We start from the raw sequence: 24,826 nt of genomic DNA on the forward strand, positions 1-24,826 counted from the left end.
TGCATGAGCCTGCTCTGCGCCACCGCTTGCTTTACATCCCCTTCGGCTTATAGGGTCCTAACTGCTGGAGAGAAAACCGGTAACGGGTGTTCGGGTCCTTCAGCCACATATTCCCTTTGATGATCAAAAGATACACGGCGATGACAAAGTAAACGGTGCCCGCAATCCAATCCGTCACGGTAGCCAGCCCCTGCGTCACGATATGGTGGACATACCACCCTCCCACAGGAATATGAAGAAACGCGACGGCAAACAAACCGGGATTATAGAAGGTTCTTCCTTTCAGATTGGCGAAAATGCCGTGCCAGATCAACTGGAAAAAACCCATAAGCATCGGAGCGAGACCAAGCCAGATCACATTCGGATACAGCAGCGGAAGCAGGTAAAAGACGTAGGCGATGACCAGATTAATGACCATGGCCGATTGCGGGTTCAGCGGGTACCGGTCCGGCTGACTGCTTTTAAAAATAAGAGCATTGAACAAGCCTCCGAAATAGCCCGGCCAGCGGTATTCCTCGAATTGATGGACCAGAATCGCAACAAAGCTCAGCCATAGCATCACGTTTATTTTCGGAATCCCGCTTCCACTCACGATCAAGTAAATGCATACGGCCAGAGCTACGAGCATCCCCAGGTCCTGCCAATACCTTCTTAAGAAATTCATGGCTCTCTCCCCTGTACTCTTCATTTGTCATGAAAATAGCGTTCAAAGAACCAATCGATCTGCTCCCCGACCGGCAGCATCTTCACCCCGGCCCCCGATTCGAGAATCGGCTTCATGAGAGCGGGAAGGAAAATTGCGCCGAACAGCTGCGTGATCATCAACATCAATTTGTCCGGACGGTCCTCCTGCGTGATCTGCTGTAGAACGGCTTGAATTTTATGAAATCCCATCTCGCGAAGGAACTCGCCGTATTCAATTTGGGATGCGAACATGGCGGTTCCGGTGGCGATGATTCGGGAGACAAGCTCCGGATACTGCTGAATGACCTGCACGTAAAGCGTCAGGAACGTTTTAAGCCTCTCTTTCGGCGGCAAGGCAGAGTCGTCCAGCACATCGAACGTCCCGCGAAAGCCGAGCAGCATCATTTTAATCGCTTCGCTGATTAATTTATCTTTGGAGCCGAAATGGTAATTGATCAGCGCAATATTGGTGTCCGAGCGGGCAGCAATTTTTCTTATCGTGACGTTCTCGAAGCCTTCCTTCTTGATCATGTCCAAAGTCGCTTGCAAAATTTTGTCTTTAGTCTCCATTTGATCCGGCGGCATAGGCGTCCTCCTCTTCAGAAACGGCAAATTGTGTTAATCATCGTTTTAAACAATGTTTTAATCATTGTTTAAATTAATTGTATCACCCTTTTTATTCCAAGGCAATGGGTCAAACGCTGCCGTCTGTGCCTAAATCATGACAGGATCCAAGTCTCTTATGACTGTCATATATTGCAAATTAAGTAATACAATGAATTTCGTAACGCATTCCTATTCTTGATGGAGGTGTTTTTATGTTCAAGCGTCACAAGCTTTGGAGTACGGTGGCTGCCGCACTCGCACTCACCCTGGCGGTCCCTACGGCTATGGCGGAAACGGAAGCCCCGACTACCGCCGAGCAGAAGCAGCCCGCCGATGCCAAAGCTGCCGCAGACCGGTATCTGAAGGAGCACGCCAAGCAGTATCAGCTCAAGGCCGATTTGTCCGACTTGAAGTATGTCACCACGATTCAAACCGACGCGGGCCATTATGTCCGTTATCAGCAAATCGTGAACAACGCCCCGGTCTTTAACCGGCAGGTAACCGTCACCTTGAACCGTTCTTTCCATAATCCTTTGGTCATCTCCGGATATGAGCCCTACACCACGGTTCAGCAGGTGTCGCAGCTGCTGCCGTCCGGCGATTTGAAGGCCAAGGCGCTCCGCTTCGTCGAAGACCAGGCCCAGGGAGAATGGGCGCCCTCCTCCGAGGAGTACGGCTATACGATCCAGAAGGGCGTTGCTACGCCTACCTACCGTGTCGTCGTCCACAGCAAGGCCCCGTACGGCGCATGGGAAACCTACATCCATGCCGGCAGCGGTGAGCTGCTGCGTAAACGGAATTTGAACCAGCGCGTGAACGGCACCGGCAAAGTTTTCCTCCCCAACCCTGTCGAATCCCAAGGTTCCGTCGGCACCCTCAAAGATAACAACGACAAGGACTCCTCCGAATTGACCAAGCAGCTGAAATCCGTTACCCTCCAAGGCTTGGACGGTTCCGGCTACCTGCGCGGGCAATACGTCAACATTAACTCCGCCGCCAAGACGTATTCGGCCTCCAACCAGTTCAACTATACCCGTTCCAACGACAGTTTCGAGGACGTCATGGCCTATTACCACATCGATACGCTGCAGCGGTATTTGCAGCAGCTCGGCCTCAAGAACGTCAACAACCGCGCCATTAAAGTAAACGTCAACGCGTCTCCGGACGACAACTCGTACTATCAGCCGTCGACAGGCGAATTAACCTTCGGTACCGGCGGGGTAGACGATGCGGAAGACGCCGGCGTCATTGCCCACGAATACGGCCATGCGATTCAAGACAATCAGGTGCCGGGCTTCGGCGATTCCCATGAAGGCGGCTCGATGGGCGAAGGCTTCGGCGATTTTCTCGGCGCGACTTATGAAGATGCTACCTCTTCCACCAGCTTCGGCAAAGCGTGCGTGGCCGAATGGGACGCCACGTCGTATTCCAGCGGAAATCCGCCTTGCCTGCGGCGCCTCGACGAAAACAAAGTATATCCGCGCGACCTTCAAAATGAAGTGCACGCAGACGGCGAAATTTGGTCCCGCGGATTGTACGATATGGCACAATCCTTCGGGCGGGACGTAGCCACCAAAATCATCATCCAATCCCACTTCTCTCTCACGCCGACAGCCACCTTCAAGGACGGCGCCAAAGCGATCAAACAAGCCGATCTCCAGCTTTACGGCGGCCAGCATGCCGGAGATATCGACCGGATCTGGAAAGCACGCGGCATTCCCACCAGCTAGCTAATCGCCGAAAAAATGCAAGAGCCTGCAGTCCGCCGTACGCGGCAGATTGCAGGCCTTTTTTCTTGCTATTGAAAGCATTTTGGAGCATGAAAACAAAGTCTTGACGCCGCAAAATTGATCCCTTACATTATAACTATTCAATAAATCAATTGAATAGTTGAGGTGTCGCTTTTATGAGCATGGAACGAAAATGGAAAGATCAGTTGTATCACGAATTTGCTCGTATTGGTAAGTGTTTATCCAGTCCCAAACGCTTGGAATTGCTTGATTTGCTTTCCCAAGGCCCCAAATCTGTGGATCAACTCGTTAAAATAACCGGGATGAGTGTTGCGAATGTATCTCAACACCTACAAACGTTGCATGAATCGAGACTAGTTCGTTCCCATAGGCAAGGGAACTTTGTTATATATGAAGTTGCCGGACTTTCTGTAGCCGATTTCATGGTGTCCTTACATCGTCTTAGTGAAAAGCAATTAGTAGAGGTGCAGAAGCTTAAAACTGAACTATTGCAAAATCATATAAGTATGGAGCCTATCGGTTTAGAAGAACTCCTCAAGCGTATGGAGAGAGGAGAAGTTGTATTATTAGATGTTCGACCACAAGATGAGTATGAAACGGGCCATATTCCAGGCGCGATATCTATACCTATGGAAGATCTGGAGAAACACCTGGCATCCTTGCCAACGGATAAGGAAATAGTAGCTTATTGCAGAGGCCCCTATTGTCTCACGTCCGCCCAAGCTATTGAAATTTTAAAAAACAAGGGAATCAAAGCATCTCGTTTGGAAGAAGGCGTTATCGAATGGAAACGCTACATGGAACATTCAGGAGTCAATAAACAATGAGAAAGGTGGTTCTAAGCGATGACGCATGAACCCCAAATCAAAGACAGCTTGATTCGCCAATACATAGCTTCCCCGGATTTGCAAAGGAAACTGTATAAGCGTTCCCTCCTCATCGTAGTCCTTTCCCAAATTTTTGGAGGTGCAGGGCTTGCCGCCGGGGTAACCGTCGGAGCGCTCCTGGCGCAAGAGATGTTGGGAGCGGAAAGCTTGGCGGGGGTTCCTTCCGCCTTGATTACCCTTGGTTCTGCTGCGGCTGCCTTGTTGGTAGGGCGACTATCAGAGCAATACGGACGCAGGCTTGGGCTTGCAGGAGGATTCTTAGCCGGGGGTCTTGGGGCACTAGGAGTAATAGGGGCTGCAGTAAATCATAGTGTACTGCTTCTGTTCATATCGCTGCTTATTTACGGTGCAGGAACCTCAACAAACTTACAAGCCCGTTACGCCGGAACAGACTTAGCTATGCCTAATCAGCGGGCAAAAGCAATTAGCATTGCTATGGTTTCGACTACCTTAGGTGCAGTTGCAGGTCCAAATATGGTAGATGTTACAGGTCATTTTGCAACTTCCATTGGGATTCCAGCGCTTGCAGGCCCGTTTATCCTAGCTGCAGCAGCTTATATTCTTGCCGGAATCGTCTTCTTTATTTTCCTCCGTCCTGATCCCTACGTCGTTGCCAAGGCTGTGTTTAAGTCGCAACAATCCATGAGACAGAGTCAGGGAGCCGATGAGGGTACAAGAGTTTCCAAAAGCAGCAACAGCGGCTTGATTGTCGGAGCAACCGTCATGATTTTAACCCAAATCGTTATGGTGGCCATCATGACAATGACACCAATCCACATGAAACATCACGGCCATAGCTTGGGAGAAGTAGGATTGGTCATCGGAATTCATATCGGCTCGATGTATTTCCCCTCGCTCATTACGGGCGTTCTGGTTGATAAAATCGGTCGTACAGCCATGTCGATTGCTTCGGGAGGCGTTCTATTGCTTGCAGGCATTACAGCTGCAGCAGCTCCACCGGATTCTATGTTGGTACTTATTATTGCTCTATCGTTGCTTGGCATCGGTTGGAACTTTGGCCTAATCAGCGGGACAGCCATCATTGTAGATTCAACCGACCCTACCACGAGGGCAAAAACTCAAGGAACGATTGATGTGTTGATTGCACTTGCCGGGGCCTCGGGCGGTGCGCTATCCGGTATGGTTGTAGCTCATTCAAGCTATGCGACCTTGTCGCTTGTTGGCGGAGGACTTGCCCTTTTGCTAATACCTGTCGTTATCTGGTCTCGAAGTAAATCAAATGTAACTGGAGAAAATGCTTCATTGAACTCCTGAGGTAATAGAGGTTATGAAGGGGTGGGGTATCCACTTCCATTTGCATCTCTATTTAGTAAACGACCACCTTCTAAACACTCTAAGGCCTCTCGTCGCATAGGACGAGAGGCCTTATCGTTCCGCTCGCTTGAGCGAACGCGCTTTGCCTTGGACTATTGGAACTGGAACCAGTCTACATCTACGATACCGTTATCGCGGACGCTCCATTTCGTATAGTTCGGGTTTTTAAAAGTCATATGAACGGTCTGCTTGCCGGTAACGGGCTTTTTCAGATCGACGGTATAGTTCTTGTAGAACGGCGCCAACTGCTTCGCGTCCACCGGCAGTGCCACATCTGCGATGAGCTCGCCCTGCGGGCCACCCAAGCGCACCTCCACCCGGGTATCCTTCGCCAGAACGGCTGCCCGAACTGTCAGCTTCGACGCTCCTTTTGCCCCGAAATCGACATCCTTAAACGACAGCCAATCGGCAAAATTCAAGTCGCGGACGTTCACATAAGTACCAGGCACGAACAAGCCGTTGGACTGATCGTATTTTTCCGCCTGCAGGACGACGCCATTCTGAGGAATTTCCGGCGCCACAACCTTCACGCGGATTTCCGTCTTCACACCCGGCTGGCCGTTGACCGGACCCGTCTGCGCCGTCAGCACCGCATCGCCTGGGCCTACTGCGGTCACTTTGCCCCGCGCATCCACTTTGGCGACAGCCTCGTTGTTCGATGTCCAAGTAACGTTTACGTTTGCTGCCGTGGAAGGCATGACGCGGATATTGACATAGTTCGTCCACCCGGTTTCCATTGTCAGCTTGTTGTCCTGCAGGTGCATCGCATGAATGGAAGCTGCGGCAACCGGACCTTTGTTGAACTGAACCTTCTGCCCGTTCCCCCATTTCCAAGTCAGCGCCTGCGGTTCGCTCGCCGTTCCGTCTTTGCCGACGGCAACCAGCTCCAGCTTCACATCATTCTCGCCGAGACGAGGAAGCGACTTGATGTAATACACTTCGTCGTAAATTCGTCCGACCCACTCGCGCTTGCCATTTACCACGCGCATGAGGTCGTAATACCAAACATCCTGCTGCTTCGCGTTGAAGTCCCACTTCACGAACATCGCGGCTTGATTGTCGTCGAACATCGCCTTCTCGATCCGGAAGCCCGTCGGGGCGGCAGGCGCCTGCGGTTTCTTGCCGTCCGTCAGCTTCAATTCGCCGATGCTGGCTTTAAAGGGCACGTCCTCCGCCGATTGCGAGCCGACACGCAAACCGATCGCGGCGATGGTGCGTCCCTCGAACGGCTTCAGCTTGGCCGCAGCCGTGGTCCAATCGTCGCTCGGTCCGGCTTTCAAATCGACGGCGGCCGGATGCTGCGGGTCGTCCTTGAACGTAAGCAGCGCCTGAATGTCCGCCGCCTTCTTCAGATGCCCTTGCGCCTGGCCGTTGCCCTTCTTATCCGGCAGTTGGACGTCCGATTTGTATGTCAGCGACAGCTCCACGTCTTTGGTCACCGGCAGTTCGGTCTTGTACAGATGAATATCCGCTGCATGGCTCGAATTCAGCGTGCCTTCCACCTTCAAGGAAGAGCCGCCGTTCCATGCGGTTTCATAGTCGTATCCAACCGTAAGCGGCTTGCCTGCGGACTGTGTCCACCACTGCCATGTCGGCAGGATATCCTGCGCCGCCATGTTGTTCCACTCCGTATCGCTGGCCTTCCGGCCGTTCACGAAGAAGTCGAGTCCGTGCCCGTTGTTGAAGCGGGTCACGAACGGATAGGAGCCGATGACGGAGCGCTCCGGTATGTAATGGGCGATTCCCGGCCAGCTCTCATATTCGGTGCCGACCGCCCGGCCGCTCTCCGCAGGGTTGCTCTTCGGTCCTGACCAATAGGCCTGCTCGCGCTTCTCGATTTCCGGCTGCATGCGGATATCGAACGGATTAGGACCTTTGTTCCAGACCATGTCCGTGCCGAAAAGCGCTACGCTCGTCCGAGGCGTACGGGAGGCGTCGTTTTTGAAAATCGCATCCAGCTCCAAGCCGCGGTCGAAGCGAAATTTGTCGTTTTCGATGCCCGCGAAGAGCGAGGCATACGGATCAAGACCAAGCTTGCGCGCATGGTCCGCGCTGCTCTCCAAGCCTTGCGGCGTATACGCGTAGTTCATGAAGATACTGTCGTGGGCGCGCTTTCCGTCACGCTCGTCCATCAGCCACGGCGAGTTTTCCTTATTGAATCCGTTTACATAGGAGACCTTGCCGTCCACGGTCAAGCTGTCGTACCAGCTCATATATAGCCCTTGGCTGCGCATATATTTCAGCATTTCCATCAGCAGAGCCGCATGCTCCTTGCTGATCGTCGCTTCTTGGTTGATAAAATATCCGTCGAAGCCGAAATACTTCGCCATCTCGATCATTTTATCCGCCACCGGAAATTTGCCGTCCGGCGTCTTCTCGACCAGCTCCGCGAAATTGATGTTGCGCGGCCAGAACCAGCCGCCCAGACTGATAACCCCGTTGCGGTGGGCCGCATCGGTATACGCCGGATTCGGCAGATTCACCACGCCATAATCCCGCTTGCCCTCTTCGGTTGGAGAGCCGTATACCGGCAAGCCGTGCCAGGAGGCATAAATGTCCTGATACTGCCAATATTTGAGCACGTTGCGGCTGAAGCTGTCATTATAGCGGTACCCCTCGAACCATTCCTCCTTATCGTAGTCGGCGGAAAGATTCATGACTTGGGCCGTGCTCGTTAATTCCGGATGCGCCTGCGTCGGCTGGAACGCTCCGATCCGCTTCGCTAACGGAACGCGGGAGCGAAAATACTTCGCATACGGGTCGCTCTCCGGGGTCCATTCCTTAATCTGCTTGGCGTTGTAGCCGTACAAATAAGGCTGCTCCGGCCCTTTCGGCTTTTCCATCGCAAGAGCCGCTTTCGGCCCTAACATCAGAGTGGACGCCATAACGGCCGTCAACCCTATTGATACCACTTTCGTGACGGTTCGAGAGAAAGCTTTTTTCCGTTTTTTACGTTCTGACATAACGCACCTCTCTTCGTTTGATCCGGCCTGGTACCATCCTAGCAATTGCTGCAGCTGCCAATCCAAGGAAAAGAAACGACTCGTCTATTCCACCCTAACACCCGTTCGCAGCAGCAGTAAAGTGGCCAAACAAAAGATTTCATGGACATATTAAATGATTGTAAGCGCTGTAATAACATTTTATGCTGGCGGAGGAAATTCCCGATAAATCCGACATTTTCGTGACCGTCCTCCTTCCGTTTCCTCTCCGGCACCGGCATGTAGTCCGCTTGTATGGTCAAATTGCCTATTTACATTTGCAGAGAGGTATGCTATTTTAAATTTCGATACATATAGAAATAATACACGGGCAAGGATGAGGCAACGATGGAGCACATTAACGCGGAACTGCAGCAAGCTGTCAAAATATACAAAGCTCTCGGAGAACCGACCCGGCTTAAAATCGCCCTGCTGCTTACGGAAGAAAGGAATCTGTGCTGCTCGGATATCGGAAGCAAGCTCGAATGCGTTGCGGGCTCGACGCTGTCCCATCATTTGAAGCAGCTGACGGATTCCGGCCTGCTCAAGCTCCGCAAGGACGGCACGTATATTTATTACAGCGTGAATCGCGAAATCGCCCAGAAGTATGCGCCGTATTTGCTGGAGTAGTTTTTTTTTCGGTTTTATTTCTATATTTGTAGAAATATAAAAACAATGGAGTGGAGAGAGAGGAGTATCTATCATTATGTCAAACACGTGGAAAATTTACATGCTGGCCGTCGTCAGTTTTCTTGTCGGCACGTCGGAGTTTATTATCGCCGGGATTTTGGATAAAGTCGCGGCGGATATCGGGGTTCCGGTGTCCGCTGCGGGTCAGCTCATTACCGTATTCTCGCTGGCCTATGCCTTTGGGACCCCTATTCTTATGGCGGCGACCGCCCGTCTGGAGCGGCGCAAGCTGCTGCTCTACTCCCTCGGCGTCTTCGTCGTCGGAAATGGAATGGCCGTGCTGCTGCCGGGATTTGAATTTCTGATCGTTTCCCGGATCATTCTCGCGCTCAGCACCGGTGTATTCGTCGTGACTGCCTTGACCGTCGCTTCCAAGATGGCCCCGCCGGAGAGACAGGGACGGGCCATCGCGACGCTCGTCATGGGCTTCAGCACCGCCTTGATCGTCGGTGTCCCTCTCGGGAGGGTCGTCGCCTCCGTTTACGACTGGAAGATTACCTTCGCCGGAATCGGCGTGCTGGGGCTGCTTGCCATTCTGGCCGTCTCCTGGACGATTCCGCAAACGGACGGCGAGGAACCGGTACCGCTTCGCAAACAGCTCGCGCTGATCAAAGAGCCGAGAATCGCCGTAGCTTTGCTTGTCACCTTCTTCTGGATTTCCGGCTATTCGATCGCTTACACCTACATTTCGCCGTTCCTGCTCACGGTGACCGGTATGAGCGAGCAAGGCGTGAGCGCAGGGCTGTTCGCCTTCGGAATCGCCAGTCTGATCGGCTCAAAGCTCGGAGGCTACGGCACCGACAAATGGGGCGTCCCCCGTACGCTGATCGGAGGCATGCTTCTTCACGCAGCGTCTCTCGTCCTGCTGTCGCTAGCCGCTCACTCCCCGGCAGCCGTCTTCCCGCTGCTCATGCTCTGGGCATTCTCCGCATGGTCGTCGGGTCCGACCCAACAGTACTATTTAATGACGCTTGCTCCCGAAGCGTCCGGCATTATGCTTAGCTTGAACAGCTCGGTGCTTCAACTGGCCATGGCGGCCGGCGCAGGGATCGGCGGTGTCGTCGTACAACAGGCCTCGCTGACCTCCATAAGCTGGATCGGAGCGGCAGGCGTCGTCGTAGCAGCATTGACGGCAGCCGCTTCCCTTGGCATCACCCGCTCCCACCGCCTGGCGCAGGAACGGAAGCTTCAGCAAGCCGGAGCTTAAAAAAAACAAGCCGGTGATAACACGGATTGACGTGTTGGACCGGCTTGTTTTATTGCTTACAGATGCGTGCCTCCGCTGACATCAATGCACTGGCCGGTAATCCACCGGCTGTCGGGAGAAGCGAGGAAAGCTGCGACGTCCGCAAGATCCTCCGGCTGCCCCCACCGGTCAAAGACCGAAAGACCGGCGGCAAATTTCCGCCCCTCCGGGTCCTGCAAGGTTGCGGTGTTCATATCTGTATCCGTGATTCCGGGCATGATTGCATTGATGGTGATATTACGCGTTCCCAATTGCTTGGCTAAGGTGGAGGTCATTGTATTGATCGCTCCCTTGGTCATGCTGTAGCCGAGAAGATTGGGAAAAGCCACCCGTGTTACCGACGACGAGATGTTGATAATGCGCCCCTCGTCTTTCAGCCGGGGGAGAGCTTCCCGGATAAGGAACAGCGGCGCTTTGACGTTGATGGCGATCTCTTCCTCGAAAAGCTCCTCCGTCAAATCCTCAATGAAGGCGGTTTGCGCGATTCCGGCATTGTTCACGAGAATATCGAAGCGGTTATCGCCCGTGCGTGCCCGCAGCGCTTCATCCATGGCTCCCATCAGTTCATATACGCCGTTGGCCGATTTGAAGTCCGCCCCAACCGCAAAAGCCGCCCCGCCCTTTTCCCAAATCTCGCGAACGACCTCTTCAGCCGCCTCCCGGTTCTTGGCATAATGTACGGCGACCAATGCCCCTTCCTGCGCGAGACGCAGCGCGATGCCGCGTCCGATCCCCCGGCTTGCTCCTGTCACCAAAGCTGCCTTGCCTTGCAATTTCCCCATATTTTCCAGCCCCTCATGCTCGATTAACAGGTTCCCCTGCTCATCCTAGTTATAGCACAAGGCGGTTTTTGTTATGTTGCTCTCTCATTCATCGAACCGCAGCCGAGAAGTCCGCAGCCTACTGCTTCACCCATTCGGTACCGCTGAACGTCTTGATGTGGTACCAGACCGCGCCTTCCGGCGACGTCCACTTCTCGAACGCCTGCACCTCCTGCGGGGAAAAGAAGCCTTCGATGTGGCACATTTCGCCAGTTGCAGGAAAATAATACGTCTGTGTCTTCTCCGTTAGCTTCACCGTCTCTTTAGTCGTTACGATGCCCTCGGGTCGCTCCAATAGCGCCCGCTTCAGATTTACCCACTTCAAGCCTGCCGGCGTTTCAAGCTGCGTCCATTCGCCTACATTCTGCACGGCTTTGTAAGCTCCCGGCTCCAACCAGCGAGTTCGATCAAAGCTCGGCATCCTATCCTCAAAATATCGCGTTTTGGTGGTCAGCTTCACAGGCTCGTTGAGCGCTTTATAATCTTCCAGCACTTCATTTTTAGGCTTGATCCACCGCTCGCCTTGCGGGAGCCGCACCTTGTACCAGTTGAAGATGAAGAAAGCCTGCGGTGAATATTGCCATTTGGCGATGGCGTGAACGATGCCCGGTTCTACCGCTTCACCTTTCCCCTCTTCATACGGAACTTCATAGGCGGTTTCGGCTCCCGACAGCTTCAGATCATAGTCCACTGTCTTGGCATCGACATCCTCCATGAGAGCGGGCTTAAGAATCCACTTTGGACCCATCCATGTTGTCTCCACTTGGTACCATGTGCCGGTCTGTCCGCTGGCACTTGTCGCATTGATCACGTATTTCGGTCCATAATGGAGCTCCGCAGTAGTCACGATTTCCTGGGGCGCAAGCGACTGTCCCGTATCTGTCCGGGCGTCAGGCCGGTCGAACAGCCTCTCCGTGCTTAGGAGCGTCAGTGTCTTCCTCCGTTCTTCGTAGGTCCCGTACAGCACTCTCTCGTCGTCACGGATCCACCGGTCTCCGAGCCAGGTTCGCACCTTGAGCCACTCCTCCGGCTTGCGCTCGTCATAGAAGCTAAAAGGCGCGCCAGGCGCAAGCTTCACGCTCTGATACGGCGAAATCGAGCCTAACGGACGCCCTCCGCCTCCCTCCTGAGCGTACAGGTTCGTCTCCCCGACAATCACGAAGCTGATGGAGAACTCGTCGGCGTACGAGGTTGCAGGATAGTTCACTGTGGCGGGCAGCGTCAACAGCATGGCGACCCATACTGGGGCAAGTTTCCTCAAGACTTTCCTCATCCAATGTCAATCCTTTCCTGTTTTTGTAACAGACGCGCAGCAGACAGGAAAGTTGCGAAGCTTCATGAAACTTAGGCTTGATCCTGATACCAGAACAAGGCATACTCCGTCATGACCGAGGCATGCCCCATCTGACGCAGCATCGCTGAAATATTGCCGCGGTGATACGTACCGTGATTCACGACCTGCATAACGATTTCCGATAGACGGGTTTCCCGGATTCCGGCGTACGGATTATCTAGTACAATCGCCTTTTCCAAGTCGGCTTGCTCTCTGAAGAATGCTCTATACCGCTCGGACAAAACGGCGAACATCGCCTGTAACCCCTCGATGCTCTGCCCCTCCGCTTCTTTCGTCACCTGATCCGCCAGTCCCATCGCTTCTTTCATTGCTTTGCCGGCAGCGATCTCCAGCCATGAATTGTCAACAGTATATATATGAGCCATTGCCTTCGATACGGATGGAAAAATGCTTACAATCTCCCGCTTGTATACATCTTGCGGAAGCTCCTTCAGTCGGTTAAGCATCGTCTGATTTGCCCACGCATGGTACTCATACATCGTTACGGCATTTGACATAAGTGATTCCCCTTTGCTTTTTTGAATTAACTGTTATGGTTAGTATACAAAACGAAGTATGACAACAGGGTGTCATACTTCGCAGAAAGCACTTTTTATTTTTATTTCAGCAGTTCCAGATCCGTCCAAGTTTTGGAACGATTCTGAACCCAGTTCGCCAGCGTATTGCTGTACCGGTGAATCGTGTAGATATCGCCTTGGCTGTCCCGAAACAGCTTCAAGTCGTCTTGCCGGTCCTGAGCCTTCGCAAGACGTTTCAGCGTCAGCTCCGGTGTTACCTCTTGAACACTCCCACCACCTGCGCTAATGGCGCTGAGGTGGGGGATTCTTGCGAACAGAGAAGCATCCTTCTCTTCTTGAGCAAGCGATCCCTGCGGTCCTCGCAGTTCAGTTGGCCTTAGCCAACAAACGCAGTCCTTCTTGCAAGATGTTCATGCTGGCATTGTGGTCACGGTCATGGTGCGTCCCGCATCCTGAACAGGTCCACGATCGCATGTTTAGATTTTTCACTTCGGGGTTGCGCGATTGGCATACGTGACAAAGTTGACTGCTTGGATAGTTTTTGGCGACCATGCTGATCGTGCGACCATACCACGTTGCTTTATATTCCAGCATCGTGCGAAGGGTTGACCAGCTTGCTTCGGCAATGGACTTTGCTAACTTGTGATTTTTCATTAGACTTCGAACCTGCAAATCTTCCAGACAGATCGTTTGGTTTTCACGGATCCACTTGGCCCGGAGCTGATGTAGAAAGTCTTGTCGAGCGTTAGCGATTCGCTCATGTATGCGAGCGACTTTTTGCTTCGCTTTTCGATAGTTGGCTCCACCTTTCAGGCGACGAGACAAACGTCGCTGCCAAAACGCAAGTTGCTTTTCGCAGGTGCTTGGGACTCAGAGCGTTTTCTCCGCTGCTGCAAACGGCAAACGACTTGATGCCGAGGTCTATGCCGATGGCGGTATCCACGTGAGGAAGCGGCTGGATGTCTACTTCACACAGGATCGAAACGAAGTACTTGCCTGTGCCGTTTCGACGCACCGTAGCAGACAAGATCCGTCCTTCGATTTCACGGGACTTGGCAAAGCGCACCCATCCCAGCTTCGGAAGCTTCAGCATATCGCAGGCAACGGCAATATTGCCGTTCGTAAACTTCGTGGTGTAACTTTGGACGGGATTGCGTTTGCTTTTAAAACGAGGCGGATCGTTTTGCTTTCGAAAGAAGCGATCAAACGCATCGGCCAGGCTGCGAACGGCAGATTGCAAAGCAATGCTGTCCACGTCCTTAAGCCAAGGCCATTCCTTTTTCAACGCTGGCAGCCCGGTTGCACAGGTCTGGTAAGACAAGCCTCTGCCTGTTTCCTGGAAGGTGTCGTTCCACCTCGCAAGGAAGTGGTTAAAGACAAAGCGAGCGCATCCAAACATCTGATGGATCAGCGTCGTTTGCACTTCTGTAGGGTAGATGCGAAAGCGAAAAGCTTTATGATGCAACATGCGAGCATTTACCTCTTTTGGTGATTTTATTACAATTATAGCACATACGTTCGTATTCGTACACAAGAGATGCTGATTCATCTCCCCCTTATCGAAGAGGGAGTCTTCTCAGCCTTAACGATAAAACGTTTCTTCCGCTTCAGGAAGCTGCTAGAATATGGTATTATAGCAAATTGACAGAATGAATAAGGAGACCTGCTATGCGCAATAAATCAACTTTGGCCTTCCTCTTGGGAATAGGCCTGTCGCTGGCCGCGGCCGCTCACGGGAACGCCTCGGAATATGCGGATACCCCGACGGAGCCTGCCGATGCCGTTCGCATTCCTCGAACCTTGACGCTGCTTCAAGATACGCCGTATTATGTCATTCCGAACGCGCTCGTGAACAAAGCCGAGGGAGCCTTCTCCCCGCAAACGGTTGAAGTCATCGAAGCCGAAACACGTTGGGCGGAAGTGCCGAATTGGTGGAAGCTTCGTACGACCTTTGGTGATAAATGGATCAAGACCGATCCCGGCAAAATTGACGTGCCCCCTCCCCCGACGATCACCTTAATGGAAAATACGCCGATCTATGCCAAGGCCAATGCCCAGACAGAGCCTTCCGCCGTTTCGTCTCCTCAGCAAGTGGAGGTGGTCGGCGCGGAGAAGCAATGGTTTTACAGTCCGAAGCATGACGAAAACGAATTAAAATGGCTAAAGATCCGCACGTCTTGGCTCGGTGACCAATGGATTCGGCTGCCGCTCAAGCAAATCGGCTCCTACTACAGCCATGCTAAGAAAAAATATTATGGATTCGCCGAATTTAGCAACGTTCCTCTGTGGAACCATGCAGCGACTTCTTCGCCCTCCCCCCAGCAGATCCAGTATCAGCTATTTACGGAAACAGGAGAATTCCAATCTCCTTTAGGCAGCTTCTACCAAGTGGAGACCCCGGAGGGAACAAGATGGACACGCTATCCCGGCGAGTTTATCACGGAAGCGAGCGAGACGATCACAAGGCGGCAGCCGGCCCCGTTGTATCCTTCGCCGTCTCCCTATAGCGGTAAGCCCCATATAGCCGTTCCCCAGACGCTAACCGTTTTTGAGAAAATCGAAGCGAATCCGGTCCGAGACTGGGAAGGAACCTGGTATCATGTCTGGGCAAACGAAGGCGAAGGCTGGTTCAATCCAAAATATGCGGGTCCGGAAGACGCCAAGCCGGACAACACTGAAATCGATCTGCAGTCGGATAAAACATGGCTTTACCAATATCCGGATAGCTCTCAGCTTCTGAACTATGGGGTGCTCGGCCCGCAAAAGATTCGCGCCTCCGCTGCCTGGACGACCCCCAACGGAACACGGTGGTTTCAAATTCCCACCTTCCTTGGAAACGCATGGATTAACCTAAACCCTACCCATGACCGGCTTCAGCTTCCGGGACGTGAGCAGGATATGCAAATTTCCGGGGAGATAAGCCGTAAGGGAGCTATATACAAGACAGATAACACGCTTACGTTTGGAGATGCAAAAGTAGGATATGAGCGCGATAGAGAGCTGTTTTTCCATTCCGGCGTTGTGGCGAAAATGTACCAGTACACCGTTACAGGTCCGGATCGGGAGAACGGATGGACCTTCGCCCATCCTTCGGGTTACTCCTTCCGGATAAAAGCCGGGGAGAAGAAAGCCGTAATTTCGTGGAAAGGCGCGCCCCGCCGCAGCGTCATTTTATCGGCGGCTCCGGTCGCTTCCGCAGATAAGGAAGCGCCGAATCTGAGGATTGACGTGATGAGAGCGTTGTTAGGCGCCTCGACCGAAGTTACGCCGAATCATAGTGAGGTGTTGCTGCATTCTGCCGAATATACGCTTGGCGCTTTTAACCCGCCCACCGAGGTGAAAGGGGACCTTCTGCATCTATCCGCCCTATGCTATGATGCGAGACGCCCGCAACCGAACGAAGTCGGCAACCGATTGAAAATCTATGTGTATGACCGTTCTTCCGATACGCTATCCGATTCGTTCGCCAGCGCGGCCGTTGCATCGGAAGAAATGCTGTTTTACCTTAGCATGGATCAGGCGTTATACGACCTGTCGTTAAAAAAGCCTCTGCAGCCTGGAGTCAATCGGCTTACCGCCGTATTTAAGGTCGGCGAGCGCATCATCTTTGAGCAGGACTTCGATGTAACGGCCCGATAAGTTATTTACGTCAATGGTCAAAGACGGAGCTAGGCCGCCGATCAATGTCGGCAGCCTAGTCTTAGTTGGAGATGATTGCTTCACTCCTGAAGATTATACCTGTGAAGATACGCCAGTTGTTGGGCGATCGGATAAAAGAACAGGTACAGCAAAGCTAGTCAAAACTAGTTTCATGTCCTTGCCAGATACGGATAAATCGGATCTCTTAATTCGAAGTCATACGTTTTTCCATTCACAATCCCAACAACTTTCTCCCCATCATAAAGATCTAACATAAATCCAGCCATTTCTTTTGCAGTATGAAATTTCGGAACTAATCCTTCATAATTAAACTCATCTAAATCGAAAGCACTTTTAATAAATTCAGTTTCAGTTGAAGCAGGAGCTAAGACTTTTACTTGCATGGCAGCTCCTTTTTCTTTCAATTCTTGTGCAAGACCTTCTGTAAAGGCACTTACATAGAACTTAGTCGCGCAGTACGTCACAGAATTGCCAACAATTTGGTATCCTCCTCCAGAAGAAACATTAATGATTTGCGTTCCTTCAACATCTGCATAGTCACGTACATAAAGAGAGGATAGTACGGTTAAAGCTTCAATATGCAAATGAAGCATCGTCATAATTCTATTTAAATTTTGTTCCCCAACGGAAGCAAAATTTCCAAACCCGGCATTGTTGATCCAGGTCTCGATCTGATATTCCTGGAGACTTTCGTAGAATTTATAAACATTAGCAGGTACAGATAAGTCAACAGTTCGAACGACAACATCCAGGTCTGGGTTAATGTAAGCCACTTTTGATTTTAACTTTTCCAATTCCGCAGTTCTGCGAGCTGCTATGATTAAGTTTTTTCCACGAGCCGCAAAAGCAAGAGCCGTTTCATACCCAATTCCTGAACTGGCTCCCGTAATAACCGTATATTTCATATAAAATCCTCCTGTTCCTAGCAAGCCTTTAATACCTTCGTGCTATCAGCCTACGCTTACTCATTTCTCAAAACTCCGGAGATAAAATTCCTGTTGTTTGAGCATATAATCCGAAGCTTTTCTCATCATCTCGGCAAAGAGCAGGCTTTCTTCCTCCCCTAGATGATTAACGAGACCAACAAACATATTGAGGCGGGCCTCATTAATGCGTTGGATATACTTTTTACCTTTATCCGAAAGCTGAATTCTGACAACTCGCCGATCGGCAGGATCGGCATGACGCTCGACAAGTTCCTGTGCTTCCAGACTGTTGATATGCTGCGTTACCGTTGGCGAAGTAACATTAAGTTTCCCGCTTATTTCCGAAACCATCAATCCCGGGCGATCATCCTTGACATTCATGCTGATGAAATAGAGAACCATGATCTCGCCTGGCTTTTGATTGTATATCGAGCGATTCTGCATCATATTTCCACCAACCTGCGATTGGAAGTACGAATCCATTAACTGCTCTGCTATTTTCTTCTGCTTATCCGACAATCCATTCACTCCCCATACAGGATTCATTTGGAAAATACATCGTATTGTAGATCAGTTCCAGATACAATGTCGCTATTGTTCTAAGACTTTATATCGCGCTGCGATGGTATAAAATACTTCTTTAGGCTCCCAAGACAGGTCGGGGTACGCCGTGCCATGGCTTTCTTTCAGCACCCGCACGATCCCATAAGACGCTCGATCAAAATCTTGATTGGGGTCTTCATCGTACGGCAAGTTGTAGGAAGCAAAGGTACACCAGAATGCTGTGTCGACTCCAGCTTCTTCGAAAATGTTGACGCTATCGTTGAAATATCGGCTCTGTTCGGACTCGTCACGTTCGTAACTTCCTGTCAGCCGAACGGCACGCGCACCGTCCCACTCGACGATGAACATTCCGCGTGCGCCCAGATCGCATGCGCCCTTGAAGGTCGTACATCCGAACTCGGAGATCACCAGAGGCTTGTTTGAGCTGGCCAGCTTCTTGATTGAATCCGCATAGAGATGAGTAACCTCAGCGGAGTTGTAGGCATCGACGGCAATGAAGTCGAAAGGCTCCCAGTTCACAGGTTCGCTAGGCAAGGCCGCGTACGTAACGCGCCCCCCGAATCGGGCTCGCACGACGTCTACAGCACGTGCCAGAAAGTCGTTGAGCAGTGTAGGTAGTTTTGCGAACGCAACACGGCTAGCCGTCGGTTCGGACAAAGCCGTAAGGCGCTCCTGCAGTGTCTCGCCGGGCAAGAAGCCGCGGGTAAAGAGCATCAGTTCGGCACCCGTGACCATGATCACCTCCGCCCCCGTAATTCGGAGGCGTTCAGCCCGCGAGGCACAGTCCGCAAGCAAGGCAAGCAGCTCCTCTTGGTCGAGTTCGTTTGTGAACGGCGAAAACCACACCTCGAGGTCCGCTGCCGCTGCCGCTTGCGCGGCGATCTCCAGGCGATCAGGATCGCCGCCTGTCACGCGTACGGCAGTGCAATGCAGGTCGCGCCGTATAATTTCCATCTCCCTGCACACTCTCGCCGCATCGAAGTTGGGGTGTGTGCTCGTTCCTTCGCTTAGAAATCCAGTGTCATAGGTCAATCCACGCATGCGCATAATAGGCGAATTCCTTTCGTGTCCAATATAAATAGATCACCTATTAATTTTGTTACCAATTAAATAAGTAATCTAATTATATGCAAGGTGAAATTATATAGTCAACTAAAATGTTACTTGATCCACTGCCTTAAACAACGAGGTCATCAATAAATTTCGTATTTAATTACATCTACTTTGCCCTTGGCGACAGCTACGCTGGTACTCCCCCAATAAAACAGGACCCTTCGCCTCACACTGGCGTCGGGTCCCTTTCTTATGCCTTCCATCCCAGTCTCGTATCAAAAGCCTGCTCAATCCAGCATCAGCAGCTCCCGGATGTCCCGTTCCGTCAGGGCGGAAAGCCCCTCCTCGCCCGGCTGAATGACTTCGTCGATCAAATGTTTCTTTCGCTGCTGAATCTCGTGCATTTTGTCTTCTACCGAGCCTTGGGTGACGAGGCGGATCACTTGGACCACCTTCTTCTGCCCGATCCGGTGGGCGCGGTCCATAGCTTGCTGCTCCACGGCGGGATTCCACCACAGATCGTACAGGATAACAGTATCCGCTCCGGTCAGATTCAGCCCGGTTCCCCCGGCCTTTAAGGAGATCAGGAACAAATCCCGCTCGCCTTCGTTAAACCGGTGGCAGCGCTCAACGCGCTCGGCGGACGGAGTTTTTCCGTCCAAATAAAAATACGGCACGCCCCGATAGCCGAGCTCCCGCCCGATCAGCCCCAGCATCTCGGTAAACTGAGAGAAGACCAGCATCCGCCGCCCGGCGCTCCGGCATTCCTCCACCAGCTCCAGCAGTTGCTCGAACTTCGCCGAGCTTCCGGTATACCCTTCGACGAACAACGCAGGATGACAGCACAACTGGCGCAGCCGGGTGATGCCCGCTAAAATTTTGATCCGGTTTTGCTGAAACGTATCCGCGTCCAGATGCTTCAGCGCTTCCTTTTGCAGCTTGGCCAAGTAGGCCACGTACAGCTTCTTCTGCTCCGGCAGCAGCTCCGAGGCTTGCAGCGATTCGATCTTCTCCGGAAGCTCCTTCAGCACATCGCTCTTAACCCGACGTAGCAGAAACGGACGGGCGCGCCTCGCCACGGCCTCGCGGGACAGCTCGCCGAATGCTTTGCGATCCGGGAACAGCTCGGGGAACACCGCGTCGAAGATGGACCACAGCTCCTCCATCGAGTTCTCGACCGGCGTTCCGGTCAGCGCGAACCGGTATCTGGCCCGGATCGCCTTCACCGCTTGCGCCGTCTGCGTCGCGTAGTTTTTGAACGCTTGGGCCTCATCCAAAATGAGCGTATGAAACGTATGCCCGGCAAAACGCACAATATCCCTGCGCAGCAGCGGATACGAGGTGATGACGACGTCCGCATGGGACAGCTCCTTCAGTACGCGGGCGCGTGCCGCGCTGCTGCCGTCGGCAATAACGGACCGAAGCTCCGGCGCGAACCGGTTCAGCTCGTTCCTCCAATTATATAGGAGAGACGCGGGAGCGACGACCAGCGCGGGCTGCCGCTGATCTCGAATCTCCGGCAGAACGGATACAAGAAAGGCGATGCTCTGCAGCGTCTTTCCCAGCCCCATATCGTCGGCAAGAATGCCGCCGAAGCGGTAGTGGGCCAGCGTCTTGAGCCAGCCATACCCATATTTCTGGTAATCCCGCAGCACAGGGACCAGACGGTCAGGCAGCGGAAAGTCCAGATTGTCCGGATTCCGCATGTTTTCCAACAGCCGGCGAAACGACTTGCCCAGGCTGAGGGCACCGCCCTGCTCCCGCGCATCGATCAGGTGCAGTCCGCGAACTGCCGACAGGCGCAGCTCCGTTCCTTTCACATCCGCTTGGCGGATACCCATCTCGTTCATGAATCGGACGATCTCCTGAAACTCCTCGCTTTCCAGCGGCAGGAGCGCACCGTTCGGCAGCCGGTGGTATCTGCGCTTCTCTTCCAAGGATTTCAGCACTTTGCGAATTTCTGCTTCCGGGATTCCATCGATATCGAACTTAATTTCCAGCCAGTCGATCCGCTCGTCCACATCCACCCGAATCTTCGGCGGAACATGGCCGGTATGCAGCCTGACTTTTACAGCCGAAGTGGCATATACCTCGACCAGCTTTTCCAACTGGGGCAAGACGCGGTACATAAACTCGTATTCCTCGTCTTCGCCATCCAGGAAATAGCCGCTTTCCGTCTTGACGAAGGCGCTTTGCTCTATGAGCTCGAGAATCGCCCGCTCCTTCTCCCCATCCCGCACCAGGATTCGTCCTTCGCCGCGCTGGGTTCTTCCCTCTTCCAACGGATTAAGGACGATGTCGCCGTAATGAAACTCTAACCCGGCGAGCAGCCGGTCCCTAACCCGGTCCAAATACAGCTTGGCTTTCAGCGATATGCGCATGATCCGTTCGGACACGGCTTGGGCGACATGGACGGTTCCCAGCTTCATCAGACCGGGAATCGCCCTCTCGATGAAAGGCTCGATCTGATCCGGCGATATCCGAAGCTGGCGCGTGCGGGCCGAATCCAGCATTTGTTTCAGCTCCGAAAGGCGCTGGCTGCTATCGGGCGGCAGCTTCAGCAGTTTCCCCTCGGCAAGCACCAGCCCGTACATTTCCATAACGATGATCTCGTCCAGCCCGTAGACGTCCAACCGATAGCCTTCTTCCGGCGCTTGGTCGAAATCGAAGCGAAGCGGGATCGGCTCTTCGGCGATGCGAATTCCCTCGTAGATGCGGCCATCCTGTTCGAGCTGTGCGGAAGGAGCCGCCGCCAACAAGGGAAGCAGCGCTTCCCACGAGAACGGAGGAATCAGCAGCATCCGCTCGCCGCTCATCCGGTTGAGCTGAACGGCAAACGTACTCGACGTTTCACGGTACAGCTTCTCGTTGCGGCAGATTTGGATGAGCTGGCGTAAGATGGCGTCGTCCTCGATTTTAAAGCTGTGAAGCTCCGGATCGTAGGTGAAATGCTTGGTAAATACGTAGGCTTGTCTCCGTTCCACCCGCTCCAGAAACTCTCTTATGTTCTGAACGATGTACAGCCTTTTGGGCCCTACCTTAAGTTCAATTCCAAACATGTACTTCCGGTAACCGTAAGCAAAGGGCGCACAAGTAAACTCCACCTCAAGCTGCGTTCTTGTGTCGAAGCGCGGCCGGGAACCGGTCGGAATCACCGGCTTGCCAACGAACAGTCCTAACACGCTGCTCGTCAGCCGGAGATCTCCCGCGGGAATCGCGGAGACGCTTGCTGCCGCTCCGCCTAACGGAGGCGTCGCAGATAATCCGTCCTCCGGTCGAAGCCGGCTGACAGGCAAGCTGCCGGCCTGCTCCGAATCGTGAATATACAGCAGCACCGCAGCGACATGCTTACAGTATTTGTCGTAGGAGCCCAAGGTGGGGCATGTGCACTCCGCTTTTACCTCCCCTTCATGCCCGATTTCGACGGTTACTCGGCAGCTGTCGGTGCCGCCGACCGTCGCTTCGTAGCTCGCAGCTTCGGAATCGCAATGCGTGAAGGCCACTTTTCCGGTGCGGCAGTAGGCTTCTCCCTTTTTGTAGGAGAGCTCGCCGCACAACGATTTAATGACCCGTGGTGTCAACGGTGCGTTCATCGCCTGAAACCTTCCTTACTTCATCTATTTCAAAAACTTGGAAAACAATTGGCTGACTCTTTGGGCGAAATCGTCAAGGCTCAGATTCGCCTGATCCAGTCTGGCGTAGCCGTTCTTGATCGCATCCAGCACCCAAGCGGGAATTTTCATTCCCTCGATGCCGGGGTAAACGACACGGTACGCCCAGACTAGATGCTCCCACCGATGGTCGTCTCCCTCCAGCGCATATTCCGATACGTCCAGCACTTTGCCCCGGCCCGATTGCAGAATGACATTTTTCAGATGAATGTCGCGCGGATTCAAGCCGCGGCTGCGCACCTGCGCGCGCGCTTCTTCCACGTCGAGGATCGCCTGTTCCGGTACAGGAATGCCCTCCAACAAGCAATCGAGCATCGTGACTCCGGATTCGTGGCTCATGACCAGATAGCGCTCTCCACACCCGTAATATACCGGAAAATAAGGAATCCCTTCCAGCCGTTCATACACTTGCTTCTCCATATCCCGTTTCCCGAGCCCAAGCGCATGATCCGAGTAAATTTTAAACGCATAGCCCGGCGTCCGATCATAAGTGAACACGGCCGCATCCGTTCCGATGCCGATGCAGCGAAGTTCTTCCGAATCGCCGGATACGATCACAGGCTCATTCCGTTCGCTGCCTGTTACCGCGATGCTGCGCAGCGCCTCGTCCGCTATAGTCCAATCCACGTTCATCCTGGAGCCCCCCTTGTCACGCTTACTGGCAGCCCGCGCCGTGGCTGCATTCGAGAAAGGCACGAAATGCCCGGCGGCGCGTTAACTCTTGTAAGATAATTACGTGAAACAAACATCCAGGGTGCAAAATGGGTAGAGGTTGTTAGAGCGATTATACCACAGAACAGCCGTTCGCCAAAAGAACGAGTGCACTATCGGACCTGACCATCCCCGAAATTGGGCTGAAAAAATGCATTTCTCCTGCTTCAAAAATAATCCATACGGGTAACTATTGGTTAGCTGGTTCCGATACCAGAACATGGGAACATAACCGCAAAGAAAAGGAGTGTTTTACGTATGAAGAGCATGCTGAAAACAAAAGTAACGGTACTCGCCCTGTGCTCAGCTTTCCTATTGCCGGTGGCAGCTTTCGCCCAGACGCCGGACGAACCGGCAGCGAACCCGCCGACGACTACCATCACCTTTCCTAATCTGAACCTGACGACTACTGTAAAGGTAACGAATATAGACGGGGTATTGGTTCCGGGGGATTATGTGATCACCGGCGATTCGCGAGTGGCTTATATTCCCGAAGGTGTCGGGCTCGTCGTAGTCCATAAAGAAACTACTCTGCCGAATGGAGCGTTTTATTTGACCGATAAGAAGTAACGATATTGAAGAGGCGTAAGCTCAGAAAAGGTTTGCGTAAAAAAACCATTGAATCCGGTGAAAAGCCGCAGATTCAATGGTTTTTTTGTCTAGCCTATAACCGTGTTAATAAAGTTCTCCAAGGATGAAACATCCGTAATGTTCTTATTGCAGTCTTGGCCATTCATGCACAAATAATTGCCAACCGCTTTATAATAATCGACTGAAGCTTTCGCCGGCCTTTTTTTGGCTATCGCCGAGAATAAAGCAAGATCTTCATACCGATTGCATATGAAGCAAAAACTCCTCTTGTTGGTCGGAGTATATTTCCCTTCTACACCGACAAATTGCCCGTTTAAATGGTATACGATGAACATTTTATTCGTAGCGATATCGATCCAACTGAGATAGGTGACGTAACGACGGTCTATCTCGGATAAATTAGGAATCTTTAGCTTCTTATTCTTGGGAAACAGCTTCTGAATCTGCTTTTCCGTAATATGCGGAAATTCTACGATATACGGCTCTAACGTTCGCAGATACTTATGAAAGTCTTCTGACGTTTCTAAGTTGACGATGCTTTCCAGCAGCTCTTTCTGAAGGCCGGAGGCGTCGGGAAACAGCTCTGCGATTTTGGCTGCCGTACCTTGCCTGACCGATTCCAATACCTTCCGATCGGCAATCGTTCTGAGAGCGTGCTGCAGGTTCCCTGCCTGCTTCTTGATATCGTTATACTGATGGTTTCTAATAAATGGTCCACACATGGAGGTCAGCCCCTTATTTTATAAGATTGAAAATAAGGTGCAAAGCCATATTATT

General features: G+C 52.5%; 19 protein-coding genes and 1 pseudogene. 7 read left to right on the forward strand and 13 right to left on the reverse strand.

Translation table 11 applies throughout. From position 1 onward, the window contains the following. Window positions 1-31: 31 nt before the first annotated feature. Entirely contained in the window at window positions 32-664 is a 633-nt protein-coding gene (locus QMG93_RS27685) for an HXXEE domain-containing protein (protein WP_281942311.1), read from the reverse strand. Between the two features lie 20 nt (window positions 665-684). Continuing rightward, window positions 685-1,269, reverse strand: a complete 585-nt coding sequence (locus QMG93_RS27690; protein ID WP_281942313.1) for a TetR/AcrR family transcriptional regulator — start codon at window positions 1,267-1,269, stop codon at window positions 685-687. A 233-nt stretch (window positions 1,270-1,502) separates the two neighbouring features. Here QMG93_RS27690 and QMG93_RS27695 point away from each other — a divergent pair, with 233 nt between their 5' ends. The 3 genes from QMG93_RS27695 (at window position 1,503) to QMG93_RS27705 (ending at window position 5,203) form a co-directional block, all read left to right on the forward strand. Continuing rightward, the gene (locus QMG93_RS27695; protein ID WP_281942315.1) at window positions 1,503-3,020 is read left to right on the forward strand and encodes a M36 family metallopeptidase; all 1,518 of its coding nucleotides are present in this window, start codon (window positions 1,503-1,505) and stop codon (window positions 3,018-3,020) included. Between the two features lie 182 nt (window positions 3,021-3,202). Continuing rightward, window positions 3,203-3,868, forward strand: coding sequence for an ArsR/SmtB family transcription factor (locus tag QMG93_RS27700; RefSeq protein WP_281942420.1), 666 nt, complete (start codon window positions 3,203-3,205; stop codon window positions 3,866-3,868). A gap of 18 nt (window positions 3,869-3,886) precedes the next feature. Beyond that, window positions 3,887-5,203: an MFS transporter gene (locus QMG93_RS27705; RefSeq protein ID WP_281942317.1), complete on the forward strand. Its 1,317-nt coding sequence runs from the start codon at window positions 3,887-3,889 to the stop codon at window positions 5,201-5,203. 152 nt (window positions 5,204-5,355) lie between these two features. Here QMG93_RS27705 and QMG93_RS27710 read toward each other — a convergent pair whose 3' ends face one another. Next, window positions 5,356-8,106 (reverse strand): endo-beta-N-acetylglucosaminidase, encoded by a 2,751-nt coding sequence (locus QMG93_RS27710; RefSeq protein ID WP_281942319.1) that lies wholly within the window; start codon window positions 8,104-8,106, stop codon window positions 5,356-5,358. 486 nt (window positions 8,107-8,592) lie between these two features. Between QMG93_RS27710 and QMG93_RS27715 the strand changes: the two genes are divergently transcribed. Continuing rightward, window positions 8,593-8,874, forward strand: coding sequence for an ArsR/SmtB family transcription factor (locus QMG93_RS27715; RefSeq protein ID WP_281942321.1), 282 nt, complete (start codon window positions 8,593-8,595; stop codon window positions 8,872-8,874). 76 nt (window positions 8,875-8,950) lie between these two features. Continuing rightward, window positions 8,951-10,141 carry an MFS transporter gene (locus tag QMG93_RS27720; protein ID WP_281942323.1) on the forward strand — a complete coding sequence of 397 codons (1,191 nt, stop codon included), beginning with the start codon at window positions 8,951-8,953 and terminating at the stop codon, window positions 10,139-10,141. A 56-nt stretch (window positions 10,142-10,197) separates the two neighbouring features. On the opposite strand, the gene QMG93_RS27725 is transcribed toward QMG93_RS27720, so the two are convergent. The 4 genes and pseudogenes from QMG93_RS27725 to tnpB form a co-directional block, all read right to left on the reverse strand. Further along, a complete protein-coding gene (locus QMG93_RS27725) occupies window positions 10,198-10,962 on the reverse strand; it encodes an SDR family oxidoreductase (RefSeq protein WP_281942324.1) in 765 nt (254 codons plus the stop codon). A gap of 118 nt (window positions 10,963-11,080) precedes the next feature. Then, on the reverse strand, window positions 11,081-12,262 hold the full coding sequence (locus QMG93_RS27730; RefSeq protein ID WP_281942326.1) for a hypothetical protein: 1,182 nt from the start codon (window positions 12,260-12,262) through the stop codon (window positions 11,081-11,083). 83 nt (window positions 12,263-12,345) lie between these two features. After that, on the reverse strand, window positions 12,346-12,852 hold the full coding sequence (locus QMG93_RS27735) for a DinB family protein (RefSeq protein ID WP_281942328.1): 507 nt from the start codon (window positions 12,850-12,852) through the stop codon (window positions 12,346-12,348). A gap of 387 nt (window positions 12,853-13,239) precedes the next feature. Next, window positions 13,240-14,341, reverse strand: a pseudogene (tnpB, locus tag QMG93_RS27740) (IS200/IS605 family element RNA-guided endonuclease TnpB). A 200-nt stretch (window positions 14,342-14,541) separates the two neighbouring features. Between tnpB and QMG93_RS27745 the strand changes: the two are divergent. Next, a complete protein-coding gene (locus QMG93_RS27745) occupies window positions 14,542-16,512 on the forward strand; it encodes a hypothetical protein (RefSeq protein ID WP_281942330.1) in 1,971 nt (656 codons plus the stop codon). Window positions 16,513-16,682: 170 nt separating this feature from the next. Here QMG93_RS27745 and QMG93_RS27750 read toward each other — a convergent pair whose 3' ends face one another. From QMG93_RS27750 to QMG93_RS27770, 5 genes are all read right to left on the reverse strand, one after another. Then, window positions 16,683-17,438, reverse strand: coding sequence for an SDR family NAD(P)-dependent oxidoreductase (locus QMG93_RS27750; protein WP_281942332.1), 756 nt, complete (start codon window positions 17,436-17,438; stop codon window positions 16,683-16,685). A gap of 60 nt (window positions 17,439-17,498) precedes the next feature. Then, window positions 17,499-17,978, reverse strand: coding sequence for a MarR family winged helix-turn-helix transcriptional regulator (locus tag QMG93_RS27755; protein ID WP_281942334.1), 480 nt, complete (start codon window positions 17,976-17,978; stop codon window positions 17,499-17,501). A 72-nt stretch (window positions 17,979-18,050) separates the two neighbouring features. Continuing rightward, entirely contained in the window at window positions 18,051-18,977 is a 927-nt protein-coding gene (locus tag QMG93_RS27760; protein WP_281942336.1) for a hypothetical protein, read from the reverse strand. Between the two features lie 386 nt (window positions 18,978-19,363). Further along, the gene (locus tag QMG93_RS27765) at window positions 19,364-22,669 is read right to left on the reverse strand and encodes an SNF2 helicase associated domain-containing protein (protein ID WP_281942337.1); all 3,306 of its coding nucleotides are present in this window, start codon (window positions 22,667-22,669) and stop codon (window positions 19,364-19,366) included. A 24-nt stretch (window positions 22,670-22,693) separates the two neighbouring features. After that, window positions 22,694-23,380 carry a serine/threonine protein kinase gene (locus QMG93_RS27770; protein ID WP_281942339.1) on the reverse strand — a complete coding sequence of 229 codons (687 nt, stop codon included), beginning with the start codon at window positions 23,378-23,380 and terminating at the stop codon, window positions 22,694-22,696. Between the two features lie 336 nt (window positions 23,381-23,716). Here QMG93_RS27770 and QMG93_RS27775 point away from each other — a divergent pair, with 336 nt between their 5' ends. Then, window positions 23,717-24,028 (forward strand): hypothetical protein, encoded by a 312-nt coding sequence (locus tag QMG93_RS27775; protein ID WP_281942340.1) that lies wholly within the window; start codon window positions 23,717-23,719, stop codon window positions 24,026-24,028. Window positions 24,029-24,117: 89 nt separating this feature from the next. On the opposite strand, the gene QMG93_RS27780 is transcribed toward QMG93_RS27775, so the two are convergent. Then, the gene (locus QMG93_RS27780) at window positions 24,118-24,771 is read right to left on the reverse strand and encodes a FusB/FusC family EF-G-binding protein (RefSeq protein WP_281942343.1); all 654 of its coding nucleotides are present in this window, start codon (window positions 24,769-24,771) and stop codon (window positions 24,118-24,120) included. Between the last annotated feature and the right edge of the window lie 55 nt (window positions 24,772-24,826).

It is taken from the genome of Paenibacillus tyrphae (assembly GCF_027925525.1).
Taxonomy (GTDB): domain Bacteria; phylum Bacillota; class Bacilli; order Paenibacillales; family NBRC-103111; genus Paenibacillus_G; species Paenibacillus_G tyrfis_B.